The sequence below is a fragment of the Cupriavidus sp. L7L genome, from assembly GCF_004353535.1.
GTDB classification, from domain to species: Bacteria; Pseudomonadota; Gammaproteobacteria; order Burkholderiales; family Burkholderiaceae; genus Cupriavidus; species Cupriavidus oxalaticus_A.
Genome location: NZ_SMNY01000003.1, coordinates 181,110 through 207,759, shown reverse-complemented (window position 1 = coordinate 207,759; position 26,650 = coordinate 181,110). Strand labels below are relative to the sequence as shown.

Below are 26,650 nucleotides of genomic sequence, written 5' to 3'. Positions count from 1 at the left end.
AATCCGCAGAGGCTGTCTATGCGTGTTGCACCCCCAATCCACCTGACCGAACAGGAACGTGCCGAACTCGAGGCACTGACCCAGGCGACCGATGCGCCGGCACGGCTGGCGCAGCGTGCGCGCATCATCCTGCTCGCCGCCGAAGGCGAACAGAACAAGACCATCGCGCCGCTGCTGGGCATTGGCCGCGCGCAGGTGGCGCGCTGGCGCGAACGCTATGCGTTGTCGGGCCTGGGCGGCATCCTGCAGGACTTGCCGCGCGGCGCGCCGCCGGTGAAGGTCGACGTGGCGCGCCTGGCCTTGCTGACTAGTTGCGACGGCACGGAGACGCCGCGCAACTGGAGCACACGCAGCCTCGCCGCCGAACTCGGGGTGAGCGCGGCCAGCGTTTCGCGCCACTGGCGTGCGGCCGGACTGAGGCCCGGCGCCAGCCGCCACGTGCGTGGCACGCCGGCGGCGAGTCCTGCCGCCGGCGCGGTGGATATCGCGGCGCTGTACGCGTCCCCGCCCGTGCATGCGCTCGCGCTTTCCATCGAGGATCCGGCCGAGGCCGACGCATATGCGCTGCCGCCGGACAACGCCGCCTGCAACATGCGTACACTGCCGGCCCACCAGCGCAGCCTGGCTGCCTCGCTGATGACCGCACTGACGATGCTCGAAGCCGGCGTGGCCGGCACCGCGTCCGGCCATGTCCGCCATGAAGCCTGGCTGGCCTTCCTGCAAGACGTGGAGGCGGCCGCGCCGCCGGGAAGGCGGATGCGGGTGCTTGCCGTCAGCCACGCCTGCCACGATCACGCGGAAGTACAGCAGTGGCTGCAGCAGCATCCGCGTTTCCGTGTGCAACTGGCCCCCTGTCCCGCGGCATGGCTGCGCATGGTCCAGCGTTTCTTGCGCGATGCGCAGGCGCAGCGGCGAAACGGATTTCCCGCCGGCATCCCCGAACTGCTGGCGGAAATCGAAGCCGCCACCCGGGCGGGCGCGAATGTGCCCTACAGGTGGATCCGTGCCGCGACGGACGCGTGGCGCAGGCCGGCCACTAAGGAAGTCTCCAGCGATCCCGAGGGGACAGCGGGCGGCGAACCAGGGCTGGTCCCGCCGGTTCGCGCCGAAGACGAGCCGGCAAGGGGTGCGCGGGAACCGTGGCCAATGGCCTGCACCAAGGTGCTGCCCCCGCGCGGCGCACGCCAGCTCATGCCGCGCGAAGCGCTGATGAACCGCCTGCTGGAGGCGCGCCGGCAGCTCTGCGTGGTGATCCGGGGACAGGCAGGCAGCGGCAAGACCAGCACCCTGATGGCCTGGCGCAAGGAAATCCTGCCGTTGGGCTATGACGTCTGCTGGCTGTCGCTGGCGCTCGAAGACAATGAACCGTCGCGTTTCATTGACTGCCTGCTGGCCAGCATCGGCGAAGCCGATCCTGCCGCCGCCCGGGAAGCCGCGGGAGCGGTCGGGGCCGACTGCGGCGACGCCGCAATCGAACTGTGGGTGATCACCCTGGTACAGGCGCTGGCCCGGCGCCAGCGCGAACTGGTGCTGATGATCGATGACCTGCACCATATCGCCGACCCGCGCATCCTGCAGGCCCTGCAATGGCTGCTGGATTACGCACCGCCGCACCTGCACCTGGCGTTCAGCTCGCGCAGCGCGCTGGAACTCTCGATGGAGCGGCTGCGCCTGCAGGGGACCCTGGTCGAATTCGACATGCACGACCTGCGCTTCACGCCGGAGGAGTCGGAACGCTTCCTGCGCGAGCAGCTCGGCGCGATCGAGCGCGACGATGCCGTCGCCCTGCATACGCTGACCGATGGGTGGGTAGCCGGCCTGCAGCACTTCGCCATCGACCTGCGTACCAGGCAGGCCGGCAAGACTCCGCTGACGCGCGTGCGCGATGCGCGCGGATTAGCCAGCTACTTCGAGCGCGAGGTTCTCGTGCGCCTGGCACCGGACGATCTGGAGATGCTGGTCAGCATGTCAATCTGCCAGCGCTTTTGCGCACCGCTTTGCGCGGACGTGCTGGGCAGGCCGATGGCGATTTCACACATCAAGTCCCGCCTGGGCAAGATGGTGGCTGACCACCTCTTCATCGCGCCGGCGGGCAGCCACGACCACGAAACGTGGTATCGCGTCCACCCCTTGCTGCGCGAGGTGCTGCTTGCCCGCCTGGCAGAGCGCGGCGAGACCGGACAGCTCGCCTTGCATACGGCGGCGTGGCGCTGGTATGAGAGTCGCGGCCATGTTGACGAGGCCGTATTCCATGCCGTGAGGGCCGGTGACGTCAATGCCGCGGCGGGAATGGTCGAAAGCTGCGCGCAGGCGCTGCTGTCGCGCGGCGAGCTGCACCGGGTGGCCGGGCTGATGCGCCTGCTGCCGGCGCAGCAGGTGGAGCAGCGCTTCGGCCTGCATATCGTCAACGCCTATATGCATCTCTACTCGCGCGATTTCGACCAGCTGCAGCGCAGCCTGGACCAGATGGAGTCGCAGCAGGACAGGCTGGACGAGTGCGAGCGCTACAACCTTTGCCTGCTGCGCGCCGGCCTCGCCCTGCAACTGGACAATACCGATGCCGCCGCAGCCATGCTGCCGCGCCTGTGGGACGTGCCGGCAGGCGTCGACGACTTTGCATGGCATGCACGCGGCAACGTGCTGTCATGGATGCTCACCGCGCGCGGCGAGTATGACCTGGCCCGCCGCATGCTCGAGGAGGCAGAGCTGCGCACCGGCGCGCCGCGCAGCGGGCAGCTTGGCCGCTGCATCCATGCCATCAGCCTGGCGCGGGAAGGCAAGATCAAGCAGGCCAGCAAGATCGTGCGCGAGGTGATGGAGGAAGCGGAGCGCCATGGCGCCGCCTACGTAGGCCTGGCCTGCATGGCTGCCGGCCTGCTGGCCGACACGCTCTACGAGTTGAACGAGACGGAGGCCGCGTGCCAGCTGCTCGAGCCGCGCATCGACGTGCTGGAGCGCGTCTCGCTGCCGGATATCGTGCTGCGCGCTTGCCTGGTGCTGTCCGGTTCGCACTGGCTGGCGGGCCGCCGTGCGCAGGCGCTGGGCTGCCTCGACCGCCTGGAAGCGTATGCGGTGCGCTACGGCCTGGACCGGCTGCTTGCCGAGGCCCTGGTCTTGCGCCTGCGCCGCCATTTGCAGCATGGAGAGATGGAACGGGCCAATGTCGTGCTGGAATGCGTCCAGGGCCTGGCGGAGCGCTATGCGGGCGCCGGCCCCGAAAGAGCGGGCCAGATCGCGCGGGCCGCGGCGCGTGCCGGCGTCGACATGGCCTTGCACACCAAGGACTATGCCAACGCCATCGAGCGTATCCAGCCGCTGCTTGCGGGCAGCGGCCAGGAGCTCGGCGGGGTCGGCCTGCGGCTGCAACTGGCCGTTGCGCGCCTGGGGCTCGGCGAGCACCAGGCAGCGAACCAGGACTTCCTGCATTCTGTCCGGGAAGGCCATCGGCTCGGGCTGACGCGGACGTTGCTCGATACGCTCGAGGGGGCGCCGGACGCGCTGGCGACGCTGGGGCGCGACTCGGTGCCGGATCTGGTGCTGGCCTTTTACGTCAAGCGCCTGCAGGACGCACAGGGCAGTATCGCGCCGCGGCAGCGTCTGCCGCACGCCGGTGTGGCCCCCGGGCCGATGGCGACACTGAGCGATCGCGAGCGCGAGATCCTGGTGCTGCTGGCGCAGGCGATGTCGAACAAGAAGATCGCCAAGGTGCTCAACGTCTCGGCCGAGACGGTCAAGTGGCACCTGAAGAATATCTACGCCAAGCTTGGCGTTGGCGGACGGGGCGGGGCGGCCGCGCGCCTGCGCGACCTGGGCGGCGCCACGCCCGTACAGGCCTGACGCCAGGCCCCTTGTTGTCGTCGTGCCGGCCGTTCCCTCGCACGTGGTGGTACGCCCGGACATCTTTCGGGCGGGGGGCTTTCCAGCATATGTCCCATCCGTCCCCCTTCCATAAGCTCCGTTCCGGACCGCCCCCCGGGTTGGGGAGTGCCCGTCCGGATGCCGCCCGCAATCATGGTTACCCAGGCAGCATCGTCGACAGCCCTGTCATGTTCCGTCCAATCCGGCACCTCGATCACCGGTTGGCCGGCTACATGCAGCGGCACCTTGCGGTACGCCGCGGCACACGGTGCTGATTGCTTGATTCAACCGATTCATTCAGGAGTACGAAACCATGAGCTTGCTCGAAGGGAAAGTCATCATCGTGACCGGCGCTGGTGCCGGGGTTGGCAAGGGCATCGCCCAGGAAGCGGCGCTCCAGGGCGCGCGCGTGATCGTCAATGACCTGGGCGTCAATATCGACGGCTCCGGCGGCAATGCCGGCCCGGCCCAGCAGACCGTCGACGAGATCAAGGCGGCAGGCGGTGAAGCGGCGGCCAATACCGACAGCGTGGCCGACTGGGGCGCCGCGCAGAAGATCGTGCAGCAGGCGCTGGACCTGTACGGCCGTGTCGACGGCGTGGTCAACAACGCCGGCAACCTGCGCGACATCATCTTCCACAAGATGAGCGAGGACGACTTCGATGCCGTGATCCGCGTGCACCTGAAGGGCAGCTGGAATGTCTCGCGCGCCGTCGCGCCGCACTTCAAGGCCCAGGAAAGCGGGGCGTTCGTGCACATGACCTCGACCGCCGGCCTGATCGGCAACTTCGGCCAGGCCAACTACTCGGCGGCCAAGCTCGGCGTTGTCGGCCTGTCGAAGTCCATCGCGGTCGATATGCAGAAGTTCAACGTGCGCTCGAACTGCATCGCGCCGTTCGCCTTCACGCGCATGGTCGGCAGCATTCCGACCAACACGCCGGAAGCGGCCGAACGCATGAAGATCAACATGCGGCTGGAAGCCGGCAAGATCGCGCCGTTCACGCTCGCGCTGCTGACCGACCAGGCCAGGCAGGTCACCGGCCAGATCTTCGGCGTGCGCAACAACGAGATTTACCTGTTCTCGCAGCCGCGCCCGATCCGCACGGCCCACAACAGCGAAGGCTGGACCGTCGAGTCGTGCATCGAGCGCGCCATCCCGATGTTCCAGGACTCCTTCTACAAGCTGGACCTGTCGCGCGACGTGTTCGGCTGGGACCCGGTCTGACCAGCTGACGCCGACGCGGCAGCGGGCGCCCCGGGGCGCCCGCCGCCAGCGTCCGAGGAGACAAAGCATGGATTTTCAACGTGACATGGGCCTGGAGGCTTTCCGCGAGCAGGTGCGCGCCTTTCTGCGCGAGCACCTGCCGGCCGACCTGGGCGGACGTATCCGCATCGGCACGCGCTCGCCCAGGTCGGAGCTTATCCGCTGGCAGAACATCCTGAACGAGAAGGGCTGGGGTGCGCCCTACTGGCCGAAGGAGCACGGCGGGACCGGCTGGAGCGTGATGCAGCGGCTGGTGTTCGACGAGGAATGCACGGCACTCGGCGCGCCTTCGCAGGATACCGGCGCGCAGAAGCTGCTTGGCCCCGTGCTGAACGCATTCGGGTCGCCGGAGCAGAAGGCCGAACACCTGCCGCATATCTTCAGCGGCGAGCGCCAGTGGTGCCAGGGCTTCTCGGAACCGGGCTCCGGCTCGGACCTGGCCTCGCTGCGCACCAGTGCCACGCGCGATGGCGACCACTACGTGGTCAACGGCCAGAAGATCTGGACCAGCTATGCCCACCGCGCCGACTGGATCTTCCTGCTGGTGCGCACCGACACCGAGGTGAAGAAGCAGGCAGGCATCAGCTTCCTGCTGGTGGACATGAAAACGCCGGGTATCACGGTTCGGCCCATCGTCACCATCGACGGCTGCCATCACCTGAACGAAACCTTCTTCGACAACGTGCGCGTACCGGTGAAGAACCTGGTTGGCGCCGAGGGCGAAGGCTGGAGGATCACCAAGTTCCTGCTCAACAACGAGCATGCGACAGCTGCCGACCTGCCGATGCTGCGCCGCTACCTGGCGCAGATCCATGCGCTGGCGACGCGCCGCTGCGAGCACGGCAGCGTGCTGCTGGAACGGCACGAATTTGCGCTGCAACTCGCGCGCTTCGAAGCGGAGCTTGCCGCGATCGCCACGCTGGTGCAGCGCGTGGCGGCGATGGAGGAAGACCACAGCCCCGCGGCGCATGCCATGGGCTCCATCCTGAAGATCCGCGGCACCGAATTGCTGCAGAAGATGAGCAGCTTCCTGGTGGAGACCCTCGGGGACTACGGTGCGGTGGCATACCCCACGCCGCAGGACGGCGATGCGGCTGCACCGCTTCCCATGCAGGGCGTGGCACGCGGCATCACCAACGAGATGTTCTTCCGCCGTGCCTCGACCATCTATGGCGGGACCAGCGAGGTGCAGCGCACCATCATCGCCAAGTCAATGTTCCAACTCTGAAGCACGGACCGATCATGAATTTCAACCTGACTGACGAACAGCGCCTGCTTCAGGACAGCGTGCGCCGCTTCGTCGACAAAGACTACGATTTCGAATCCCGCACCGCACGGATCAAGTCCTGCGAGCCCTGCAACGCCAGGCACTGGGCCATGTTCGCCGAGAACGGCTGGCTGGCCGCGGCGCTGCCGGAGTCGGCCGGCGGCCTCGGTGGTTCCATCATCGACACGGTGCTGATTGCGACCGAGCTGGGCCGCGGCCTGGTAGTCGAGCCGTATCTCGGCAGCGGCGTGCTGGCCGCGCAGGCGCTGCTGGCGGCAGCCAAACCCGCGCAGCTGGAAACGCTGATGCCCGCGCTCGCGGACGGGTCGCGCCGGATTGCGCTGGCCTACAGCGAAGCGCAATCGCGCGGCCTGCCTGAACCCGTGACGACGCGCGCGGAGCCGGCGCCCGGCGGCTACATCCTGCACGGCACCAAGACGCTGGTGCTGGGCGGCTGCGACGCCGACGCCTTCATCGCCTCCGCCATGCTGCCCGGCAAGGCTGACGAGGCTGCCCTGTGCAGCCTGTTCCTGGTGCCGGCGGACACCGCGGGCGTGCGGCGTACCGCGCTGCCGCTGCACGACGGCAGCTGGGCGGCGGAAGTCACCCTGGACCAGGCCTTTGTCCCCGCCGACGCCTTGCTTGGCGACCCCGGCAAGGGACAGGCCGCACTGCGCCACGGGCTCACGCACGGCATCACGGCACTGTGCGCCGAACTGATCGGCGGCATGGAAAAGACCATCGAGATCACGTCCGACTATCTCAAGGTGCGCAAACAGTTCGGCGTTCCCATCGGCAGCTTCCAGGCCCTGCAGCACCGCATGGCCGACATGGCCGCCGAGCTGGAGGTGGCGCGCTCGATGCTGTTTGCGCTGCTGGCGTCGATCGAGAACGACAGTGAAGCGGACTTGGCCCGCACGGTATCGCAGGCCAAGACGCTGATCGGCCGCGCTGCCCGCTATGTGTGCGGGCAGGGCATCCAGCTCCACGGCGGCATCGGCATGACGGAGGAGTACACGGTGGGCCACTACTTCAAGCGTGCAGTGGTGGCCGACGCGCTGTTCGGCAACGCCGACCTGCATGAGGCCTGCAACGCCCGCGCGTTGCAGGCGTCCCTGAACGGAAAGGAAACGCAAGCATGAAGATCTACGAAAACATCAGCGACCTGCAGCCGCTGGTCGGCGAAGTCATCGGCACCAGCGACTGGCTGACGGTGGAGCAGGACCGCATCAACCTGTTTGCCGACGCGACCGGCGACCACCAGTGGATCCACGTGGATCCCGTGCGTGCCAAGGACGGCCCGTTCGGTGCGCCGATCGCGCACGGCTTCCTGACGCTGAGCCTGTTGCCGGCGTTTTCCCATACCGCCTACAAGGTGAAGAACAGCAGCACCGGCGTGAACTACGGCCTGGACAAGGTCCGCTTTCCCGCGCCGGTGCCGGTGGGCAGCCTGGTGCGGGCGCATTTCAAGCTGGTGGCCTTCGACGCGCTGGACAACGGTGGCGGGCAGCTTAAGCTGGAAATGACCGTCGAGCGGCAGGGGGGCAGCAAGCCGGTCTGCGTCGCGGAATCGATCATCCGGCGCTTCCCGTAAGCCGACGCCCGGCAGCCGCCGGACTACATAAGACAAGCTGCCCGAACCAGGGCAGGACAGAGAAGGAGGAGACATTTATGCACGAGGCCCTTTCCCCGCGGCGCCGCCGTTTGCTGGCCGCCGCGGCCATCGGCGCACTGGCCACGGTTCTGCCGGCGGGAGCGCAGGCACAGAACTACCCGGAACGCGTGATCAAGATCGTGTCCGTTGCCAGCCCGGGCACCGGCATCGACGACTACACCCGGTTGCTGGCGAAGTTCCTCGCGCAGAAGCTCGGGCAAAGCGTGGTGGTGGAGAACCGGCCCGGCGCCAATATGATCATCGCCAGCGACTATGTCGCCAAGTCCGCGCCGGACGGCTACACGCTGCTGCTGACCGCCTCCAGCGCGATGTCGGCGAATCCCTACCTCTTCAGGCAGTTGCCGTACAACCCGGCCAAGGACTTCGTTCCGGTGGCGCGCATGTCCTCGCTGCCGGTCGCGCTGGTGGTGTCGGCGAGTTCTCCCTACAAGTCGGTGTCGGATCTCGTCAACGCCGCGCGCGCCCGGCCGGGCAAGCTCAATGGCGCCAGCAGCAGCACCGGCTATCGCCTGATGGCCGCCGCGTTCACCGAGGCCGCAGGCATCAAGACCATGGACGTGCCCTACAAGGCGACCGCGACACTGCTGCCGGACCTGATCGGCGGCAACGTGGACTTCACCATAGTCGAGTTTACGGCGGCAATGCCGCTGATCCAGTCGAACAAGCTGCGTGCGCTCGCCGTGCTGAGCCCGAAGCGGGTCTCGCTGATGCCCGATGTGCCAACGTTGTCCGAAGTCGGCATGCAGAACAACACGGTGGTGGAAGCCGTATCGCGCATCAACTGGAGCGGCCTGTTTGCCCCGGCGGGCACGCCGAAGCCGATCGTCGAGAAGGTTGCGAAGCTGGCGCTTGAGTTTGTCAATTCGCCCGAGGCGATGGCGCACTACGCCAGCCGCGGCAGCCAGCCGAACCCGGGAACCGGGCCGGAGCTCGGCAAGGCCGTGGTGGCCGACCAGCAGACCTGGAAGCGGCTGATCACCGCGGCCGGACTGCAGCCGGAGTGATGGCCACCGGCCTCTCCGATCCATTCCATATCGATGAACAGGAAGTGACATGCAGCTAGTCGATGCGTTCTATATCCAGGGCGAATGGGTCCCGTCCGCAGGCGGTACGCAGGCGGACATTGTCTGCCCGGCGACCGAGGCCGTGATCGGCAGGGTGTCGATGGGCGGGGCCGCCGACGTGGCGCGCGCGGTGGCGGCGGCACGCGCCGCCTTGCCGGATTGGTCGCAGTCCGGGCGCGAAGCGCGGCTCGCGTTGCTTGGCCGCATTGTCGATCGCTACCAGGCGCGCAGCGCCGATCTTGCCCGCGCACTCAGCACGGAAATGGGAGCGCCGGCATGGCTGGCGCACCAGTACCAGGTGCCGGCTGGCCTGGCGCACCTGCATGCGACCATAGCGGCGCTCAAGGACTTCGCTTTCGTTACCCGCCGCGGCACCACCGAGATCGTGCGCGAGCCGGTCGGGGTGGTCGCCCTGATCACGCCGTGGAACTGGCCGCTCAACCAGATCGTCGCCAAGGTGGCGCCGGCGCTCGCGGCCGGTTGCGCCACGGTGCTGAAGCCGTCGGAGATCGCGCCGCTGAGCGCGCGCATCTTTGCCGAGATCCTGCACGAGGCCGGTACACCCCCGGGTGTCTTCAATCTGGTCTATGGCGATGGCCAGCAGGTCGGCCGGGCGCTGGCGGCGCATCCGGACGTGGCCATGGTGTCGATCACCGGGTCCACCCGGGCCGGCATCGACGTGGCTGTCCACGCGGCACCGACCGTGAAGCGCGTCACGCAGGAACTCGGCGGCAAGTCGCCGAACCTGATTCTCGACGATGCCGACCTGGCGGCGGCGGTCCAGGCCGGAGTCATCAGCTGCATGATGAACTCCGGGCAGACCTGCGTGGCGCCCACGCGCATGCTGGTGCCGCGCAGCCAGTACGAGCAGGCCGTGACCATCGCGGCGGCCACGGCCAACGCGCTGCAGGTCGGCCATCCGGCGTCGCCGGACAGCAAGCTGGGGCCGATCTCCAACCGGCGCCAGTATGAGCACGTGCAGGCCATGATCGGGCGCGGTGTCGCCGAAGGCGCGCGCCTGGTGGCGGGCGGGCCGGGACGGCCGGCGGGGCTGGACCGCGGCTTCTATGCGCGCCCGACGGTCTTTGCCGACGTCAGCAACGACATGGGCATTGCCCGCGAGGAAATCTTCGGGCCGGTGCTGGTGGTGATTCCCTACGACAGCGAAGAGGAGGGGATCTCGATCGCCAACGATACCGCGTACGGGCTGGCCGCGCACGTATGGTCGGGCGACGCCGCGCGTGCCCGCCGCGTCGCGGGGCGGCTGCAGGCCGGCATGGTGCAGATCAACGGTGCCCGGCCGGACTATACGGCACCGTTCGGCGGCTACAAGCAGTCGGGCAACGGGCGGGAATTCGGGGAGTACGGGCTGGTCGAGTTCCTGGAAGCCAAATCGGTGACGGGGTGCGTCTAGGCGGCCGGTGAGCCAATGAGGTGTTTCGGGTGGTTTGCCCGAGCACCTCTGCCTTCGTCGCGGATCACCGCCATGCGGGGCATCTGCCGCACTCTCTGCGCAACGCTCAGGCGCGCAGATAGGCGCAGAAGGCCCGCGCCAGTTCGTCGTCGAATTCCCGGCTCGCCAGCCGCAGCGGTCCCGGGTTGTTGAGCATGGCGTTGATGATGCTGCCGAAGGCGAACTGGAAGGCAATACGGATGCGCCGTTCCAGCAGCGCCGGGTCACCTTCGCCGTGCAGCCGCATGAGTACTGGCGTCGCCGCTTCAATGAATTCGTGCCGCCCCTCCTTGAAGCGTGGCCAGGCGCTGCCGTGTGCTTCGAGCAGCGTCGCGCGCAGCACGCCCTGATTTCGCAGCACGATGCGCCGCAGCTCCGCCAGCAGCGCGTGGACCCCTGTTTCCAGAGTCCAGTTCCCTTCCTCCTTCAGCGCCGCCAGCCGCGCTTGCATCGACAGATGCGAGTCCTGTTCCGCCGTTGCCTGCAGTGCGCGGAAGAACGCCTCCTTGCTGTCGAACCGGCCGTAGAACGCGCCCGTGGTGACGCAGGCTGCGGCACACACCTCCTGAATGGTCACGCTGTCGATGCCGCGCAGGCACAGCAGGTCGCGTCCGGCCCGCAGCAGCGCGTCTGTGGTCAGCCCCGCACGGCTGTAGCGCGGGGGGATGAAGCCGGGCTGCCCTTCCAGTGCGGACAGGGGCTTGCGTCTTGTCATGATCTTTTCCGCGCTTGAAATGGGTTCTTAAGTCTCGTCGTGGTTTTCCCGGCCCACCCGCGCTGCCGCTTGCATCGGGCGATGGGGTCATCCAAAAATGTAATACCGATTATAAATTGGAGACAAGCCATGAGTACGGTCCACGCTGCAGAAGCCCCCAAATCCGCCCCCAAATCCGCCCCCGCAGTCGTTCACGCCTCGGTCCTGCAATCATCGTTCACGGTCAGCCGCATCTCGCCCGCACTCGGGGCCGAGATCGGCAATATCGACCTGACGGCGCCGCTTGATGACGGGACCATCGGGGCCCTGCGCAGCGCGCTGGTGGAGCACAAGGTACTGGTGTTCCGCGAACAGGACATTACGCCGGCGCAGCATGTCGGGTTGGCGCGTCGCTTCGGGGAACTGGAGGTCCATCCCACCTTCCCGCACCACCAGGAGTTTCCGGAGCTCGTCCTGCTCGGCGGCGACGACAAGCGCCCCGCCATGGAGAACGGGTACCACAGCGACGTATCGTGGCGCGAGATTCCGTCGATGGCGTCGATGCTGCGTTGCGTCGAATGTCCCGCGATAGGCGGCGATACGGTCTGGGTCAACATGGCGCTGGCCTATGAGCGGCTGCCGGAGCACCGCAAGCAGCAGATCGAGGGGCTGTTCGCCGTGCACGACATCCGCCCCGCCTTCGGCGACAAGATGACCCCGGAGCAGCATCGGCAGTTCCCGCCCGCCACGCATCCGGTGGTACGGACCCACCCCGAGAGCGGCGAGAAGATCCTCTACATCAATTCCGCCTTCGCGACCCACTTCGCCAATTTCCGGGCGCGCAATCCGGTACGCGGCGCGTTCGAGTCCCAGTCCGAAAAGCAGGACCTGCTCGACTATCTCTTCCGCCAGCCGGCCATCCTCGAGTACCAGATGCGGCTGCGCTGGCGTCCCAACACCATCGCGTTCTGGGACAACCGCTCGACCCAGCACTACGCGATCCAGGATTACTTCCCGGCCGTGCGGCGCATGATGCGCGCGACCATCATCGGCGACCGTCCGCTCTGAACCGAACGATAAAAGGAGGCAGTCATGAAATGGAAGGCACTCCTCGGCGCCGTCGCGCTGGCTGTCAGCGCGGCCGCACAGGCCGATTCATATCCGAGCCGGCCGATCACCTTTGTCGTGCCGGCCGCGGCGGGCGGCGCCGTGGATTCCATTGCGCGCGCGCTGGCCGAAGTCGTGGGCAGGCAGATGGGCCAGCCCGTCATCGTCGACAACAAGCCCGGCGCCGGGGGCATGCTCGGCACGCAGTACGTCGCCCGCGCCGCGCCCGATGGCTACACGGTGCTGGTGACCGCATCCGGACCGGTCCTCACGGCCCCCTTCATGTACGCGAAGGTGCCGTATGACGTGAGGCGCGACCTGACCTTCGTCTCGCAGATCTGCACCGGGCAACTCGTGCTCGCGGTCAATCCGCAGAAGGTGCCGGCGAAGACGGTGAAGGAGTTCATGGCCTGGGCGCAGCAGCACAAGGGCAGCGTGACCTACGGCTCGTATGGCGTGGGATCGGCGGCGCACCTGATGGGCTCGTACTTCAGTGAATCGAACCGCCTCGACATGACGCATGTCGCGTACAAGGGAGAGTCGCCGATGGTCCAGGACCTGATCGGCGGCCAGCTGGACTGGGCGATCGGTACGGTGGGCGTGATGGCACCGCACATCCAGAACGGGCGCCTGCGGCCCCTGGCGGTGCTGGGCGACCGCCGGCCGGCGGAACTGCCGAACGTGCCGACCATGTCCGAGTCCGGCTTCCCGCAGCCGGAGTACAGGCCGGTTGGCTGGGCCGCGATGCTCGCGCCTGCGAACGTGCCGCCCGCGGTGCTGGCCCGGCTTGAGCAGGAGGTGCGCGCCGCCGTGCAAACCACGTCGATGAAGGCGCGCTTCCAGATCTTCGGCATGTACGCGCTCGGCACCAGCGCCGCCGAGTTCCGGCGCGACTTCGATGCCACGGTGCCCGTGACGGAACGCCTGATCCGGGCGTCCGGCGCGAGAATCGACTGAAGCCGGGCGAGGCAACATGGAAACCTGGCTGGCCGATGGGCTGCTTCTGCTGTGCGGCGTGGCGATCGGCGCGACGTCGATCGGCGGCGTGCTCGTCGTGCCCGTGCTGTCGGCGGTGGCCGGGGTGCCGCAGCCGGTGGCCATTGCGGCTGCCAGCATGGCATTCCTGCCTACCGGACTGCTCGGCTGGCGCGCCGCGCGCCGGCAAATGCCGGCTGGCGACGCCACGTGGCCGTTGCATGGCGCGGCCCTGGCCGGTGCGCTGGCCGGCGGCCTCGCGATTCTCGCCGTGCCGGCCGGTGCTGCGCGCACAGGGCTGGCGCTGCTGGCCGCGGCGTCCGGTCTTTATGGCCTGGTGTCGGCGGCTTGGGCATCCGGTGCCGCGCCGCGCCAGATGCCTGGGCAGGCAACGCTGGCCGCGCTGGGGCTGGCCGTGGGCTTTGCCTCGGCCATGTCCGGCACGGGCGGACCTGTGATCCTGCTCCCCCTGCTGACGCTGTGGCGCGCGCCGCCCGTTCCGTCGGTGGCGGCCGCCATGGCCATCCAGCTTCCCGTTGCCGTTGCCGCCAGCACGGCCCATCTGCTGGCCGGGCAGTTGCCCGTGATGCTGGCGGTGCAGACCGGCGCGGCCTTGCTGGCCGGCGCCTGGCTTGGCCGCATGGTGGCGCGGCGGCTGCCCCAACGGGCGTTGCGTGTGGTCACCTCGCTGTGCCTGATTGCGGTGGCGGGGTGGTATGGCTTTTCTGACCGGAGTCCATGAGCATCATGACCCATCCCGCTGATCTTTCCGCTACCGGACTGCTGCAACGCTACACGAGCCGCGACCTGTCACCCGTCGAGGTACTGGACGCGGTGCTCGACCGCGTGGCGCGGCTCGATCCCGTCGTCAACGCCTTCCGGCATGTGGATGCGGACGGCGCGCGCGAGCAGGCACGCGCATCCGAAGCACGCTGGGCGCGCGGGAGTCCGCGTGGCGCGCTCGATGGCGTGCCGGTGACCTTCAAGGACCTGCTCCACGTGCAAGGCTGGCCGACGCGCATGGGAAGCCTTGCCACCAGTGATGCCCCACAGCCGGAAGACTGTCCTGCGGCGGCACGCCTGCGCGAGCACGGGGCCGTGCTGCTGGGCAAGACCAATACCTCCGAGTTTGGCGCGAAGGGCGTCACCGAAAGCCGGCTTGCCGGCGTCACGCGCAATCCATGGCACACGGGCCACACGTCCGGTGGCAGCAGTGGCGGTGCTGCCGCTGCCACGGCGCTGGGGATGGGTGTGCTGCATGTCGCCAGCGACGGCGGCGGGTCCATTCGCGCCCCGGCGGCGGCCTGCGGCGTATTCGGCTTCAAGCCGGGCTTCGGGCGCGTGCCATGCCATCCGCCGGCGCATTCCGGTACGCTCTTCCACCTCGGCCCGATGGCGCGCACGGTCGCGGACGCCGCATTGCTGCTCAATGTCATCGGCGGACGTGACGTGCGCGACTGGCATGCCTTGCCGCATGAGGATCGGGACTGGTGCACCGGTCTGGACGATGGCGTGACGGGATTGCGCGTGGCCTACAGCAGCACGCTCGGCTACGTCCAGGTTGACCCGGAAGTGGCCGCGATCTGCGAACGGGCGGTTCGGCGGCTGGCTGCCCTTGGGGCCAGCGTCGAGGATGCGGATCCCGGCTTCGGCAATCCTGTGGAGGTCTTTCGGCCGTTGTGGGATGCGGGTGTCGCACGGCTGCTGCGCGGCATCCCCGCCGAACGGCTGCCGCTGCTCGAGCCCGCGCTGCACGAGTCCGCCGCACGCGGCCGCGCGCTCGACGCCACCGCTTACCTGGATGCGATGGACCGGCGCCGCGAGCTTGGCGTCATGCTGGGCCGGTTCCATGAGCGCTACGACCTGCTTGTCACGCCCACGCTGGCCGCGCCGGCCCCCGAAGTCGGCACCACGTGGTCGGCGCCGTTCTGCCTGCCTTTCAACCTGACGCAGCAACCCGCGGCCAGCGTGCCTTGCGGCTTCACGCGCGCCGGCCTGCCCGTGGCGCTGCAGATCGTCGGTCCCGCGCATGCGGACGCGCTCGTGCTGCGCGCCGCGCGCGCGCTTGAGGCAGCGCAGCCCTGGACCTTTCCGAATCCCGATCCTGTCCTGAATGGAGATACCCATGACTGAATCCGAAGTGAAGGCGCTGATGGCGGCATTCGGCGCCGCATTCCGCGCGGGCGATGCTGACGCAGCCGCCGCCTGCCTTGCCGACGACTTCATCTGGCAACTGCCCGCCGGCACCGGCGATCCGCGCGGCAAATGGCTGCAGGGCAGGGAGGCCACGCACAGCTACCTGCGCGAGCGGTTCGCCGAACAGGCGGCTGGACAAGGCGTAAGGTTCTCCGACAGCAGCATGGAGATCCTAGGCGACGTGGTTCTGCTGCGCTACCGCGTGCGCGGCAAGGCGGAAGACGGCCGGGCAATCGATGCGATGGGGCTCGACGTGTTTCGCGTCGCCGACGGCAAGCTGCTGTCGAAGGATGCCTACTGGAAGTACGTGACCTGACCGGTGCCGTTGCACCGGGCGTGGCTACACGCGGTTCACGCGGCAAACGCCCCCACGATTCCGGTGGGGGCACTTCGTTTCAGCGCTTCGGCAAGACTCAGAATCAGAACTGGAACAGCGACTTCGCAATGATGGACCGCTGAACCTCGCTGGTGCCACCGTAGATCGTGGTAGCGCGGCGGAAGAACATTTCCGACGCCATGCCTTGTGCGACATCCGCCATTGGCAATGCCGGCTTGTCTGCCGAACGCTCCGCATGGACACCCGGATACGCCACGGCACCGTGATCGCCCAGCGTTTCCACGAGGAATTCGCTCATCCGCTGCTGCAGTTCGGTGCCGCGGATCTTCAGCATCGAGCCCATCGCATGGGCCGCCGGACTGTGGTCTTGCTCCATCGCCGCGACACGCTGGACCATGACGGTGATGGCCTTGAGCTCGGCGTCATAGCGAGACATGCGCAGTAGGAACTCGTGCCGGTCCGACAGCGACACGCTGCCCGCCTGTGCCGTGTGCGACAGGTCCCGTATCTGGCCTTGCAGGCGGCGCAGCGTGGGCAGGTCGGCCGTGGAGGCATGCTCGTTGTTGAGCAGGAACTTGGTGATCTTCCAGCCTTCGCCTTCGGCGCCGACGAGGTTCTTTACCGGCACGCGCACATTGTCGAAGAAGGTCTCGTTGAGGTGGTGGCAGCCGTCGATGCTGATGATCGGCCGCACGGTGATGCCCGGGGTTTTCATGTCCACCAGCAGGAAGCTGATGCCCGACTGCTTCTTGACGCTCGGGTCGGTGCGCACCAGCAGGAAGATCCAGTCCGCGTGATGCGCATAGCTGGTCCAGATCTTCTGGCCATTGATCACGTAGTGGTCACCGTCGCGTTCGGCGCGCGTGCGCAGCGAGGCGAGGTCGGAACCGGAGCCGGGCTCTGAAAATCCCTGGCACCAGAGGCGGTCGCCGTTGAAGATCGGCGGCAGGTGTTCGGCCTTCTGCGCGGGCGTGGCGAACTGGTTCAGCACCGGGCCGACCAGCTTCTGCGCAAACGAATCCTGCGAAGGCGTGCCGGCTGCCGCGCATTCCTCGTCGAACACCAGGCGCTGCTGCACGCTCCACCCGGTGCCGCCGTGCTCCGTGGCCCAGTAAGGGGCGCCCCAGCCCTGGGCATTGAGGATGCGCTGCCAGCGCACCACGTCGGCCCGCGGCGAACGCAGCCCGTCCTTGCGCGGCGGCAGGTCCGCCGGCTGGTGTTGCCGCAGGAAGTCCCGTACCTGCTGACGGAACACTTCGAGATTGGGGTCGGGTGCAAAGTTCATGAAGGCTCTCCGATGGGTGGCGGCCGGCTGGCCAGCCTGCATTGCCGATGCCATCCACATTAAGCGGGAGCATGGCCGCGAACGCCCCCCAGCACTGGGGGCGCCTCACGCGCTTAGGCGCCGATTCATTGGCAACGCCGGGGTGATCCCCCTTGAGATGAGGGGGGCCGCAACACACGGGGTCGCGCCACACTGCTGCCACGGGCTTTCCCGTGTAGCGATGCCGAACGAGCCGAGCGCACATCCATTCCCGGAGGACAGACGACGATGCAGCCCCAGCAGATCCCGTTGCGCCACAGCCACCTTTGCATTGCGGACGGCGTGGCCGAGTTCGCCCACCAGCGCCCGGCGTCGCGCAATGCCCTGACGCTGGAGATGCGGCAGGACTACCACGACATGCTTGACTGCGTGGAAGGCGACCGTAGCATCCGCGCGCTGATCCTGACCGGATCGGGCGGCAGCTTCTGCGCGGGCGGCGACCTGAAGTCGATCCAGAACATCTTCGCCAGCCCCGATCCGTCGGCGCGGGCGCCGGAGGCCATGCGCCGCCGCCTGCAGGACGTCCACAAGTGGCTGCGGCGGCTGCGCGACCTTGAGATCCCGGTGATCGCGGCCGTGGACGGGCCTGCGGCCGGCGCGGGGTTTTCGCTGGCGCTGGCGGCCGACTTCGTGCTGGCGTCGGAGCGTGCGTCGTTCTGCATGTCGTTCGCCAAGGTGGGCCTGCTGCCGGACATGGGCTCGCTGTATGCGCTGCCGCGCGCCGTGGGGATGATGCTTGCCAAGGAACTGATGTTCACCGGACGGCGGCTCGAAGTGATCGATGCCAGGCGTTGCGGCATCGTGCATGCCATCCATCCCGCTGAGCACCTGGGAGAGGAAGCGAGGCGCTTTGCGCGTCGCTTCGTAGCCGCTCCGCAGGAAGCGCTCGCGCTGATGAAGCGCGCGCTCAACCGCACGTTCGAAAGCTCCTACGACACCCTGCTGGAGCTGGAGTGCCAGGCACAGGCGCTGGCGTCGGCCGTGCCGTATTACGCCGAGGCAGTCGACGCCTTCCTCCATGGCAAGCCGGCACGCTTTGACTGGGAGCGGGAGGCGCAATCCTGATATGCCTGCCCACGCTCGGTGTGTGCTATGGGCCGCCGCAAGGCTGATGGTCAGACCAAAAGATCCCTTGCTGAATCCCGGGCCTGTTGCACAAATGGCGCGACATAAAGCGGCATGGCTGCCCTGGCGCAGCGCTGAACAAGCTGTCTCCATGCCCATCACGGGCTCGACGTGGTGGGTGTCTCGCTCCGGCACGTGTGCCGGAGTTTTTTTTGCCGACGAAATCGAAGCAGGGCTTTGCCACGCTTGTCCCCCCTCGACCTGAGGGGGGGTGTGGGCAGGGCCAACGCCTCCCGACAGGGGGGTGTCGGGATGCCAGCGCAATGTTCTCCTAGTCACCGCGCACACGGAGGAAACGCCGTGCGCCGCGCTTCAGGAGGAGGCGTGCCCGTGCCAGACGGGAAGCGACACGCTTGCGTCTGGCGCAGACGATTGACAAGGAGAAGACAAGAAATGAGGAAGACGATTTTCGCCCTGGCGGCGCTCGGCGCCCTTGGGGGATTTGGCGCGACGGCCCGGGCAAATTCCAGCGTGACGCTGTACGGGGTGGTCGACGGGTCCATCGAGTATGTGAATCGCGTCGCGACGGCGCAGCCGACCGTCGTCAATGGCCAGCTGGTGCATTCCGCGAATGGCGGCAAACGCTTCGGGATGCCGACGCTGGGCGGCCTGTCGCCTTCGCGCTGGGGCCTGCGCGGCGTGGAGGACCTGGGCAGCGGCACCAGTGCCATTTTCGTGCTGGAAAGCGGTTTCGCCTGGGACACTGGTGCCGTCCAGTCGGGGCGGATCTTCGGCCGCCAGGCGTTTGTCGGCCTGCAGAACAAGCCCTACGGCAAGCTGATGCTGGGTCGGCAGTACACCTCGTTCTTCGAAGGCATGGCCAACTTCGCGCCGCTGCGCTTTGCCTCGACGTATGAGCCGGTGGCATGGCAACTGGGCACGAACTACCGCGAGGACAACGTGGTCAAGTATGTCGGCCAGTTCGGTCCGCTGCAGGCGGTTGCCCACTACTCGTTCGGCGTCGGCGTACCGGCGATCGGCTCGACCGCGCTGGCCAATGGCGGTGCCGGCGAAGTCCCCGGCGCGTTCCGCGACAACAAGGGCTATGGCGCATCGCTCACCTGGTTAAGCAATGGCTTCGGCGCCACCGTCGCCTACGACGAATGGAATCCGACCGTCACCTCGGGCCAGCCGGGGGAAAGCCGCAAGGTTGGCACCGCGTTCAGCTATGCCACCGGCCCGTTCAAGGCGATGGTGGGCTACCGCTGGGCCAAGGTGGATTTTGCCAACGGCAATACGCTGGCGCGCGACGACTACTACTGGGCCGGGGTCAACTACCAGGCCACCAAGGCACTGGGGCTTTCGCTGGCGTACTACTACGCGGACTTCAAGCGCCTGAGCCTGGGGCCGACCGCATCCGGCAGCAATCCGGCCAATCCGTGGCAGGTGTCGTTCCTGGCGGACTACAACCTGTCCAAGCGCACCGACGTTTACCTGGCGGCGGCCTATTCGCGCAATGCTGGCCTGAACTTCGACTCGTCGCAGACGCTGTTCCTTTACGGCTATCCGATGATGGCCGGACAGAAGGCCATGGTCGGCGTGACCACCGGCATTCGCCACGTCTTCTGACGCCGTCAGGCTGTTGCGCAGTGCGCGCGGGGAACCTGCCGGACCGGGGTTCCCCGCATCTTTCCGCCGGTGCGGGGCAGCACCGGTCCCGTACGGGCGGTCAGGAGCCGCGCCCGATCGGCGCCCCACACTGGTGGGCGCCGATACAAGCCATGTATTGATCGACATACACAAAGTATTTTTCTCGGCGTCCGTGCTTCCGTAGCATCTCCTTCAACACGATTCAAGGAGGCACGATGACACCCACCGCATTGCACTCTCTTGCCGCGGTGCGGGCAGGGAGCCCGGCATGAGCGGCCCGTTGCACGGCGTGCGCATCGTCGACATGACGACGGTGCTGATGGGCCCCTACGCCACGCAGATCCTGGGCGACCTGGGCGCCGATGTGATCAAGGTCGAGCCGCCTGACGGCGACACCGTGCGCGAAGTCGGCCCGCGCCGCCACGCCGGCATGTCGGGGATCTTCCTGCATGCCAACCGCAGCAAGCGCAGCATCGTGCTGGACCTGAAGGCCCCGGCCGGGCGCGAGGCGCTGCTGCGTATCGCCGCCGATGCCGACGTGCTGATCTACAACGTGCGGCCGCAGGCCATGGCGCGGCTGAACCTGAGCTACGAGGACCTGGCGAAGGTCAATCCGCGCATCCTGTACGTGGGCCTGTACGGTTACGGGCAGGGCGGCCCGTACGCGGCCAAATCCGCCTACGACGACCTGATCCAGGGCGCGGTCGCAATTCCCACGCTGGCCAGGCAGGCCGGCAGCGACGTGCCGCGCTACGCGCCGAGCGCGATCGCGGACCGCATCGTCGGCCTGGCAGCGGTCAATGCAGTGACTGCCGGGCTCTATCACCGCGAGCGTACGGGTGAAGGCCAGTCGGTCGACGTGCCCATGTTCGAGACCATGGCCCAGTTCATCCTGGGCGACCACATGGGCGGGCTGACCTTCGAACCGCCGATCGGCCCGAGCGGCTATTCGCGCATCCTCAACGAACACCGCCGCCCGTACCGGACGCAGGACGGCTACCTGTGCGTGCTGCTCTACAACGACAAGCAGTGGCGCAAGTTCCTGGCGCTGATCGGGCAGCCGGACCTGATGGACAGCGATCCGCGCTTCAGCTCCATCGTCGAGCGCAACAAGCATATCCACGAGCTGTACCGCATGGTGGCCGAGATCATGCCGACGCGCACCACGGCGGCATGGACCGAAGTGCTGGAAGCCGCCGACATGCCGGTGATGCAGCTGCACACGGTGGATTCGCTGATGGCGGATCCGCACCTCGACGCAGTGGGCTTCTTCGACGTGGTCGAACACCCGAGCGAAGGGGCGATCCGCTCGATGGCGATCCCCTCGCAATGGTCGAAGTCGCAGCCAACGGTCACGCGGCAGGCGCCGCGCCTGGGCGAACACAGCGCCCAGGTGCTGGCCGAGGCCGGCTACACCGACGAAGACATCCGCGAGCTGGCCAGGCAGGGCGCCACGCGCCTTGCCGCCAACGCCGGCGCATGAACCGAACCAATACCCGATACCGGAAGCACCATTGAACTCGACCCTCGATTCCTTTCCGCTCGTCAGCATCCCGTCCGAGGATGAGGCGCTGCGAGCCCCCATCCGCGAATTCCTGCAATCGGCGCTGCGCGACGTGCCGGCACCCGTGCGTGCGCGCACGTGGATGGGCTTCGATGCAAAGTTCAGCCGCGCCCTTGGCGAGCGGGGCTGGATCGGCCTTGCCCTGCCGCCCCAGTACGGCGGCGCCGGGCGCAGCGCATTTGCACGCTTCGTGCTGGTGGAGGAGCTGATCGCCGCCGGGGCGCCGGTGTCGGCACACTGGTTTGCCGACCGCCAGACCGCGCCGCTGATCCTCCACTGCGGCAGCGAAGCGCAGAAGCAGTTCTTCCTGCCTAGGCTGATCCGCGGCGAAATCTTCATCTGCATCGGCATGAGCGAGCCGGACACAGGCTCGGACCTGTCCTCGGTGCGTACCCGCGCGGTGCGCACCGAGACTGGCTGGCGCCTGAATGGCCGCAAGATCTGGACGACCAACGCCCACCGTGCCCAGTACATGTGCGCGCTGGTGCGCACCTCGGGCCAGCATGGCGACCGCCACAAGGGCCTGTCGCAGGTACTGATCGATCTGAGCCTGCCCGGCATCACCGCGCGCCCGATCCGCGACCTGGCCGGCGACGGCCACTTCTGCGAGGTGGTGTTTGAAGACGTGGACCTGCCGGCCGATGCACTGATTGGCGAAGAGGGCTCGGGCTGGAAGCAGGTCACCGCCGAGCTGGCCTTCGAGCGCAGCGGCCCGGAACGCATCCTGACCAGCCTGATGCTGGCCGAGACATGGCTGGCCGAGGTGAAGGCATCCGGCCTGCCGGTGCCGGATTCGGTCAAGGCGATCGCGGGCCGCATCGCGGGCCGCATGGCGGTGCTGCGGGCGATGTCGCTGGTCGTGGCCGACCGGCTCGACAAGGGCGAGAACCCGGAAATCGACGCGTCCTATGTCAAGGACCTCGGCACGGAGTTCGAGCAGACCGTGCCTGGCTGGATCAGCGAGGCGATGGAGCAGATGCCCGCGTTCCAGCCGTCCGGGGACCTGCTGCGTGCGCACGCCTATATCACGCAGCTGTGCCCGAGCTTCTCGCTGCGCGGCGGCACGCGCCAGATCCTGCGCGGCATCATCGCGCGCTCCCTCGGACTTCGCTGAGACGACACACATCATGACTGATTCCCTGATCGAAGGCTTCGAGCGCGCGCTGGCCGGCCTGTGCACGGACGAACAAGTGCGGCGCAGCGAGAGCGGCGAAGGCGCCGACGCACAATGGGCCGCCATCGATACGCTCGGCTATACCGACGCGCTCGTGCCCGCGGAGCAGGGCGGGGCAGGCCTGTCGCTGACCGACGCCTTTGCGCTGTTCCTGGCCGCCGGCCGCGCCGGCCTGAGCCATCCGTTCGCCGAGACGGCGGTCGCACGCGCCATCCTGGCAAGCGCCGGGCATGGGCACGCGGGCGAGTGCATCGCCATGGCCCCGGCACTGGCGCAGCCGGGCGACACCATCGTCTGCCGCGAAGTGCCGGGCGGCGCGCTGGCGCACCAGGTGCTGGTGGGCTGGCGCGGCGAGTGGCTGCTGATGCCGCGCCAGCTCGCGCATGCCACGCCCGGCGCCTACCGTCCGCAGGCATCGGCCACGCTGCGCTGGAATTCGCCGGCACAGGCCATGCGCCGCCTGCCGGCTGGCGTGGAAGACGTGGTGGCCATCTGCAACGCCGTGCATGCCGCGGGCATGGCCGGCGCCATGGCGCGCATCCAGGCCATGAGCATCGATTACGTCAACGACCGCCAGCAGTTCGGCCGCGCGATCTCGCAGTTCCAGGCGATGCAGCAGGAACTGAGCGTGCTGGCCGAGCAGGCCAACGCGTCGGTCTTCGGCGCGCGCCTGGGCTGTGCCGCCGACGGCTACCTGCCGCGTCCGCTGCTGGCGGCCACCGCCAAGCTGCGCTGCAGCGAGGCGGCCAGCCGTGTCGCCGCCATCGCGCACGCCGTGCACGGTGCCATCGGCATCACCGAAGAACTCGCGCTCGGGCTGTTCACGCGACGGCTGCATGAATGGCGTGCCTGCGCGGGCACGGAGACCGCCTGCGCCACCGCGCTTGGCGATGCGCTGTTCGCGCAGCCGACCGGCGCCGGCCAGGAGATCCTGGACTTCGTGCGGCTGCAGCTGGCACCTGCCGCGTCCTGACCCCTTGATTTGCGGAACCTGACATGCGGAAAACTGATTCCATCGTGATCGTCGCTGCGAAGCGCACGCCGATCGGGGCGTTCAACGGCGCGCTGGCGCAATACAAGGCGCCGGAACTGGGCGCCGTAGCCATCCGCGCTGCCGTGGCGGAGGCGGGTGTCGATCCCGCCTCGGTCGACGAGGCCATCATGGGCTGCTGCCTGTTCGCGGGCGTGGGCCAGGCACCGGCGCGCCAGGCCGTGCTGGGCGCTAGCCTGCCGGTGTCAACGCCCGCCACCACGCTGAGCAAGATGTGCGGCTCGGGCATGAAGACCGTGATGCTGGCGCACGACCTGCTGCTGGCCGGCACCTGTTCGGTGGCGGTGGCAGGCGGCATGGAGTCCATGACGAATGCCCCCTACATCGTGCCGCGCGGGCGGCATGGCTATCGCCTCGGGCATGGCCAGTTCCTGGACCATATGTACTGCGATGGCCTGGAGGATGCCTACGAAGGCCACCTGATGGGCTATTACGCCGATCTCTCCGCGCAGGAGCGCGGCATTGGCCGCGAAGCGCAGGACGCCTACGCCCGCGAAAGTCTGCTGCGCTCGCAGCGCGCCGTGCAGGAAGGCACGTTCGACGACGAGATCGCCCCGGTTGTGCTGAAGCGCAAAGGGGAAGAGACGCTGTTGACCCGCGACGAAACACCCGGCCAGTGCGATGCTGCCAAGCTGCCCAAGCTCAAGCCCGTGTTTCGCAAGGAAGGCACCGTGACCGCCGGCAATGCGTCGTCGATCTCCGACGGTGCCGCCGCGCTGGTGCTGATGCGCGAAAGCGATGCGCTACGCCAGGGCCTGGCCCCGCTCGCGCGCATCGTCGGCCACACCACGCATGCCCAGGCGCCGCAGCAGTTCGTCGATGCGCCGGCTGCCGCCATGCGCCGCCTGCTGGACAAGGCGGGCTGGACGGCGCAGGACGTGGATCTCTACGAGGTCAACGAAGCATTTGCCATGGTGACGCTGGTCACGCTGCAGGAACTGGGCATCTCACATGACCGGCTCAACGTCAATGGCGGTGCCTGCGCGCTGGGCCACCCGGTGGGGGCCACCGGCGCGCGGCTGCTGGTCACGCTGATCCACGCGCTCAGGCAGCGCAAGCTGCGCCGCGGCATGGCCAGCCTGTGCCTGGGCGGCGGCGAGGCCACGGCCGTGGCGGTCGAGCTGTGCTGAACCGAGCCTGACCATGAGCCATCTGCATGAACTACGCGGCGCCGTCGGCTGGCTGACCCTGGACCGGCCCGGCGCCATGAACAGCCTGAGCCGCGAGCTGATGCGCGGACTCGACGCGCAGCTGCGGCTGTGGCGCGACGACCCCGCGGTGCGCGTGGTGGTGCTGGCCGCTAATGGCCGCGCCTTCTGCGCCGGCGCGGACCTCAAGGAAGTGTCGGTACCGGTGGCCCCCGGTGAGCCTGACTTCATCGACATCGCGGCGGCATTCTTCGCCACGCTGCGCAACTTCCCGAAGCCCGTGATCGCCGCCGTCAACGGCCTGGCGGTGGCGGGCGGGCTGGAACTGGTGCTGGCCTGCGACCTGGTGGTGGCGGCCGAGTCGGCGCGGCTGGGCGATGCGCATGCCAACTTCGGCGTGTTTCCGGGCGCCGGCGGCGCGGCCGTGCTGCCGCGCAAGCTGCCGGCCAACGTGGCCCGCTACCTGCTGTTCACCGGCCGCACGTTCACGGCGGCGCAGATGGAGCGCCATGGCCTGGTCAACGAGGTAGTGCCGGACAGCGAGCTGCCCGGTCACGCCCAGGCCCTGGCCGAAGAGCTGGCGGCACGCAGTCCGCTGGTGCTGGCGCGCATGAAAAGCGTGGCGGCCGAAGCGGCCGACAAGACGGTGGCCGACGCCCTGCGTCATGAACTGCTGGCGTTCCGCGACCACCAGCGCTCCTACGACATGCAAGAGGGATTGCGTGCCTTCGCCGAGAAGCGCGCGCCGGTTTTCAAGGGATGCTGACCCCGACACACATACGGCCCCGCCAGCTGCCCCGGATCCCTTCCAATGCGGCTCGCGTCGCGCGATGCATCGCGTCAGCACGCCGTCGGCGCAGGCGCGCCGGGCGGCCCGGGCATGATCTCCCGCGCAAGCGCAACGAAGTTGCGCGTGGTGGCGTTGACGGTCTCGGGCAGCGTCACCAGCGCAATACCAAGGTCCAGCCTCTGCGGCATGCCGGTCAGGGGAACGAGCTTCACCCCGTCGCCGGCCTGCCTGGCCGCCGTGGCGGGCACCAGCGCCACGCCGAGGCCGCTTTCCACCAGCGCGAGGATGGATGGCACCTGCACCGCTTCCTGCGCGATGGGGGGCTGGATGCCGGCTTCATGAAAAGCCATCATCGTCATCGAATACATGGCCGGCACGAAGGTCCGCGAATACACGATGAACGGCGTGGCGCCGAGCTCCGTCACGTCCACCGCGTCGCGCGCGGCCAGCGCGGAGTCGGTGCTCACGGCAAGCACCATCGGGTCGGGCTGCAGCAGCACGACGCTGGCGCTGGAGCGCTCCAGGATCGGGTAGCGCACCAGCGCCACGTCGAGCGAGTGTTCCTCCAGCCGGCGCAGCAACTCGACCGTGGTGGATTCCTCGATCACCAGGTCGACGCGCGGATACCGCAGGCGGAAGGCGCGGATCATCCGTGGCATCAGCGAGTACACCGCCGAGCCGACGAAGCCCACGCGCAGCTTGCCCTGTTCGCCACGCTCGCCTTCGCTGGCGGCGCGGCGAATCTCGTCGGCAAAGAAGAGGGTGTTGCGCATCTGGCGCAGCACGGTATCGCCCACGGGGGTCAGGCGCAGGCCGGAAGGCAGCCGCTCGAACAGCGTGACGCCCAGTTCTTCCTCGAGCTTGCGGATGGCGGTGGACAGGGGCGGCTGCGCCATGTGCAGCCGCTCGGCGGCGCGGTGGAAATTGAGCGTTTCGCTCAGCACCAGCGCCTGCTTGATCTGACGGAGGTCCATGCGGATGAGACGGGTCGGTC

General features: G+C 68.0%; 22 protein-coding genes. 19 read left to right on the top strand and 3 right to left on the bottom strand.

Features of this window, described 5'->3' with window-relative positions; all coding sequences use genetic code 11:
• Positions 1–18: 18 nt before the first annotated feature.
• The 7 genes from E1J61_RS02955 (at position 19) to E1J61_RS02925 (ending at position 10,542) form a co-directional block, all read left to right on the top strand.
• Positions 19–3,837: a LuxR C-terminal-related transcriptional regulator gene (locus tag E1J61_RS02955; RefSeq protein WP_133092661.1), complete on the top strand. Its 3,819-nt coding sequence runs from the start codon at positions 19–21 to the stop codon at positions 3,835–3,837.
• Between the two features lie 334 nt (positions 3,838–4,171).
• Positions 4,172–5,083, top strand: coding sequence for an SDR family NAD(P)-dependent oxidoreductase (locus tag E1J61_RS02950; protein ID WP_133092660.1), 912 nt, complete (start codon positions 4,172–4,174; stop codon positions 5,081–5,083).
• Positions 5,084–5,150: 67 nt separating this feature from the next.
• On the top strand, positions 5,151–6,350 hold the full coding sequence (locus tag E1J61_RS02945; protein WP_133092659.1) for an acyl-CoA dehydrogenase: 1,200 nt from the start codon (positions 5,151–5,153) through the stop codon (positions 6,348–6,350).
• Between the two features lie 14 nt (positions 6,351–6,364).
• A complete protein-coding gene (locus E1J61_RS02940) occupies positions 6,365–7,531 on the top strand; it encodes an acyl-CoA dehydrogenase family protein (RefSeq protein ID WP_133092658.1) in 1,167 nt (388 codons plus the stop codon).
• Complete coding sequence (locus tag E1J61_RS02935; RefSeq protein ID WP_133092657.1) at positions 7,528–7,983, top strand: MaoC family dehydratase; 456 nt, start codon at positions 7,528–7,530, stop codon at positions 7,981–7,983. Before E1J61_RS02940 ends, E1J61_RS02935 begins: the two co-directional genes overlap by 4 nt.
• A 77-nt stretch (positions 7,984–8,060) precedes the next feature.
• Positions 8,061–9,068: a tripartite tricarboxylate transporter substrate binding protein gene (locus E1J61_RS02930; RefSeq protein ID WP_133092656.1), complete on the top strand. Its 1,008-nt coding sequence runs from the start codon at positions 8,061–8,063 to the stop codon at positions 9,066–9,068.
• Between the two features lie 49 nt (positions 9,069–9,117).
• Positions 9,118–10,542 (top strand): aldehyde dehydrogenase family protein, encoded by a 1,425-nt coding sequence (locus E1J61_RS02925; protein ID WP_133092655.1) that lies wholly within the window; start codon positions 9,118–9,120, stop codon positions 10,540–10,542.
• Positions 10,543–10,648: 106 nt separating this feature from the next.
• Here the strand turns inward: E1J61_RS02925 and E1J61_RS02920 are convergent, their stop codons facing one another.
• A complete protein-coding gene (locus E1J61_RS02920; RefSeq protein ID WP_133092654.1) occupies positions 10,649–11,296 on the bottom strand; it encodes a TetR/AcrR family transcriptional regulator in 648 nt (215 codons plus the stop codon).
• Between the two features lie 129 nt (positions 11,297–11,425).
• On the opposite strand from E1J61_RS02920, the gene E1J61_RS02915 reads away from it, so the two are divergent.
• The 5 genes from E1J61_RS02915 to E1J61_RS02895 are packed head-to-tail and all read left to right on the top strand — an operon-like array spanning position 11,426 to position 15,869.
• Positions 11,426–12,343, top strand: a complete 918-nt coding sequence (locus E1J61_RS02915; protein WP_133092653.1) for a TauD/TfdA family dioxygenase — start codon at positions 11,426–11,428, stop codon at positions 12,341–12,343.
• A 24-nt stretch (positions 12,344–12,367) separates the two neighbouring features.
• The gene (locus E1J61_RS02910; protein ID WP_133092652.1) at positions 12,368–13,339 is read left to right on the top strand and encodes a tripartite tricarboxylate transporter substrate binding protein; all 972 of its coding nucleotides are present in this window, start codon (positions 12,368–12,370) and stop codon (positions 13,337–13,339) included.
• A 16-nt stretch (positions 13,340–13,355) separates the two neighbouring features.
• Positions 13,356–14,099 carry a sulfite exporter TauE/SafE family protein gene (locus E1J61_RS02905; RefSeq protein WP_133092651.1) on the top strand — a complete coding sequence of 248 codons (744 nt, stop codon included), beginning with the start codon at positions 13,356–13,358 and terminating at the stop codon, positions 14,097–14,099.
• Positions 14,096–15,490 (top strand): amidase, encoded by a 1,395-nt coding sequence (locus tag E1J61_RS02900; protein ID WP_207951172.1) that lies wholly within the window; start codon positions 14,096–14,098, stop codon positions 15,488–15,490. Before E1J61_RS02905 ends, E1J61_RS02900 begins: the two co-directional genes overlap by 4 nt.
• Positions 15,483–15,869: a nuclear transport factor 2 family protein gene (locus tag E1J61_RS02895; RefSeq protein WP_165971412.1), complete on the top strand. Its 387-nt coding sequence runs from the start codon at positions 15,483–15,485 to the stop codon at positions 15,867–15,869. Before E1J61_RS02900 ends, E1J61_RS02895 begins: the two co-directional genes overlap by 8 nt.
• A gap of 103 nt (positions 15,870–15,972) precedes the next feature.
• Here E1J61_RS02895 and E1J61_RS02890 read toward each other — a convergent pair whose 3' ends face one another.
• A complete protein-coding gene (locus E1J61_RS02890) occupies positions 15,973–17,175 on the bottom strand; it encodes an acyl-CoA dehydrogenase (RefSeq protein ID WP_133092649.1) in 1,203 nt (400 codons plus the stop codon).
• A 267-nt stretch (positions 17,176–17,442) separates the two neighbouring features.
• On the opposite strand from E1J61_RS02890, the gene E1J61_RS02885 reads away from it, so the two are divergent.
• From E1J61_RS02885 to E1J61_RS02855, 7 genes are all read left to right on the top strand, one after another.
• Complete coding sequence (locus tag E1J61_RS02885) at positions 17,443–18,279, top strand: enoyl-CoA hydratase/isomerase family protein (protein ID WP_133092648.1); 837 nt, start codon at positions 17,443–17,445, stop codon at positions 18,277–18,279.
• Between the two features lie 453 nt (positions 18,280–18,732).
• Positions 18,733–19,908, top strand: coding sequence for a porin (locus E1J61_RS02880; RefSeq protein ID WP_133092647.1), 1,176 nt, complete (start codon positions 18,733–18,735; stop codon positions 19,906–19,908).
• Between the two features lie 289 nt (positions 19,909–20,197).
• On the top strand, positions 20,198–21,412 hold the full coding sequence (locus E1J61_RS02875; RefSeq protein WP_133092646.1) for a CaiB/BaiF CoA-transferase family protein: 1,215 nt from the start codon (positions 20,198–20,200) through the stop codon (positions 21,410–21,412).
• A gap of 31 nt (positions 21,413–21,443) precedes the next feature.
• Positions 21,444–22,607, top strand: a complete 1,164-nt coding sequence (locus E1J61_RS02870) for an acyl-CoA dehydrogenase family protein (RefSeq protein ID WP_133092645.1) — start codon at positions 21,444–21,446, stop codon at positions 22,605–22,607.
• A 13-nt stretch (positions 22,608–22,620) separates the two neighbouring features.
• The gene (locus E1J61_RS02865; protein ID WP_133092644.1) at positions 22,621–23,640 is read left to right on the top strand and encodes an acyl-CoA dehydrogenase family protein; all 1,020 of its coding nucleotides are present in this window, start codon (positions 22,621–22,623) and stop codon (positions 23,638–23,640) included.
• A gap of 23 nt (positions 23,641–23,663) precedes the next feature.
• Complete coding sequence (locus E1J61_RS02860; protein ID WP_133092643.1) at positions 23,664–24,848, top strand: acetyl-CoA C-acyltransferase; 1,185 nt, start codon at positions 23,664–23,666, stop codon at positions 24,846–24,848.
• Between the two features lie 13 nt (positions 24,849–24,861).
• The gene (locus tag E1J61_RS02855; protein ID WP_133092642.1) at positions 24,862–25,632 is read left to right on the top strand and encodes an enoyl-CoA hydratase/isomerase family protein; all 771 of its coding nucleotides are present in this window, start codon (positions 24,862–24,864) and stop codon (positions 25,630–25,632) included.
• A 74-nt stretch (positions 25,633–25,706) separates the two neighbouring features.
• On the opposite strand, the gene E1J61_RS02850 is transcribed toward E1J61_RS02855, so the two are convergent.
• Positions 25,707–26,630 (bottom strand): LysR family transcriptional regulator, encoded by a 924-nt coding sequence (locus E1J61_RS02850; RefSeq protein ID WP_133092641.1) that lies wholly within the window; start codon positions 26,628–26,630, stop codon positions 25,707–25,709.
• Between the last annotated feature and the right edge of the window lie 20 nt (positions 26,631–26,650).

What these genes read in the sequence shown, in the direction of transcription:
- E1J61_RS02865 (WP_133092644.1), top strand. Translation starts at nt 22,621, where the DNA reads ATGACTGATTCCCTGATCGAAGGCTTCGAGCGCGCGCTGGCCGGCCTG.
- E1J61_RS02945 (WP_133092659.1), top strand. Translation starts at nt 5,151, where the DNA reads ATGGATTTTCAACGTGACATGGGCCTGGAGGCTTTCCGCGAGCAGGTG.
- E1J61_RS02900 (WP_207951172.1), top strand. Translation starts at nt 14,096, where the DNA reads ATGAGCATCATGACCCATCCCGCTGATCTTTCCGCTACCGGACTGCTG.
- E1J61_RS02910 (WP_133092652.1), top strand. Translation starts at nt 12,368, where the DNA reads ATGAAATGGAAGGCACTCCTCGGCGCCGTCGCGCTGGCTGTCAGCGCG.
- E1J61_RS02935 (WP_133092657.1), top strand. Translation starts at nt 7,528, where the DNA reads ATGAAGATCTACGAAAACATCAGCGACCTGCAGCCGCTGGTCGGCGAA.
- E1J61_RS02880 (WP_133092647.1), top strand. Translation starts at nt 18,733, where the DNA reads ATGAGGAAGACGATTTTCGCCCTGGCGGCGCTCGGCGCCCTTGGGGGA.
- E1J61_RS02905 (WP_133092651.1), top strand. Translation starts at nt 13,356, where the DNA reads ATGGAAACCTGGCTGGCCGATGGGCTGCTTCTGCTGTGCGGCGTGGCG.
- E1J61_RS02940 (WP_133092658.1), top strand. Translation starts at nt 6,365, where the DNA reads ATGAATTTCAACCTGACTGACGAACAGCGCCTGCTTCAGGACAGCGTG.
- E1J61_RS02885 (WP_133092648.1), top strand. Translation starts at nt 17,443, where the DNA reads ATGCAGCCCCAGCAGATCCCGTTGCGCCACAGCCACCTTTGCATTGCG.
- E1J61_RS02950 (WP_133092660.1), top strand. Translation starts at nt 4,172, where the DNA reads ATGAGCTTGCTCGAAGGGAAAGTCATCATCGTGACCGGCGCTGGTGCC.
- E1J61_RS02875 (WP_133092646.1), top strand. Translation starts at nt 20,198, where the DNA reads ATGAGCGGCCCGTTGCACGGCGTGCGCATCGTCGACATGACGACGGTG.
- E1J61_RS02955 (WP_133092661.1), top strand. Translation starts at nt 19, where the DNA reads ATGCGTGTTGCACCCCCAATCCACCTGACCGAACAGGAACGTGCCGAA.
- E1J61_RS02925 (WP_133092655.1), top strand. Translation starts at nt 9,118, where the DNA reads ATGCAGCTAGTCGATGCGTTCTATATCCAGGGCGAATGGGTCCCGTCC.
- E1J61_RS02860 (WP_133092643.1), top strand. Translation starts at nt 23,664, where the DNA reads ATGCGGAAAACTGATTCCATCGTGATCGTCGCTGCGAAGCGCACGCCG.
- E1J61_RS02895 (WP_165971412.1), top strand. Translation starts at nt 15,483, where the DNA reads ATGACTGAATCCGAAGTGAAGGCGCTGATGGCGGCATTCGGCGCCGCA.
- E1J61_RS02890 (WP_133092649.1), bottom strand. Translation starts at nt 17,175, where the DNA reads ATGAACTTTGCACCCGACCCCAATCTCGAAGTGTTCCGTCAGCAGGTA.
- E1J61_RS02915 (WP_133092653.1), top strand. Translation starts at nt 11,426, where the DNA reads ATGAGTACGGTCCACGCTGCAGAAGCCCCCAAATCCGCCCCCAAATCC.
- E1J61_RS02920 (WP_133092654.1), bottom strand. Translation starts at nt 11,296, where the DNA reads ATGACAAGACGCAAGCCCCTGTCCGCACTGGAAGGGCAGCCCGGCTTC.
- E1J61_RS02850 (WP_133092641.1), bottom strand. Translation starts at nt 26,630, where the DNA reads ATGGACCTCCGTCAGATCAAGCAGGCGCTGGTGCTGAGCGAAACGCTC.
- E1J61_RS02930 (WP_133092656.1), top strand. Translation starts at nt 8,061, where the DNA reads ATGCACGAGGCCCTTTCCCCGCGGCGCCGCCGTTTGCTGGCCGCCGCG.
- E1J61_RS02855 (WP_133092642.1), top strand. Translation starts at nt 24,862, where the DNA reads ATGAGCCATCTGCATGAACTACGCGGCGCCGTCGGCTGGCTGACCCTG.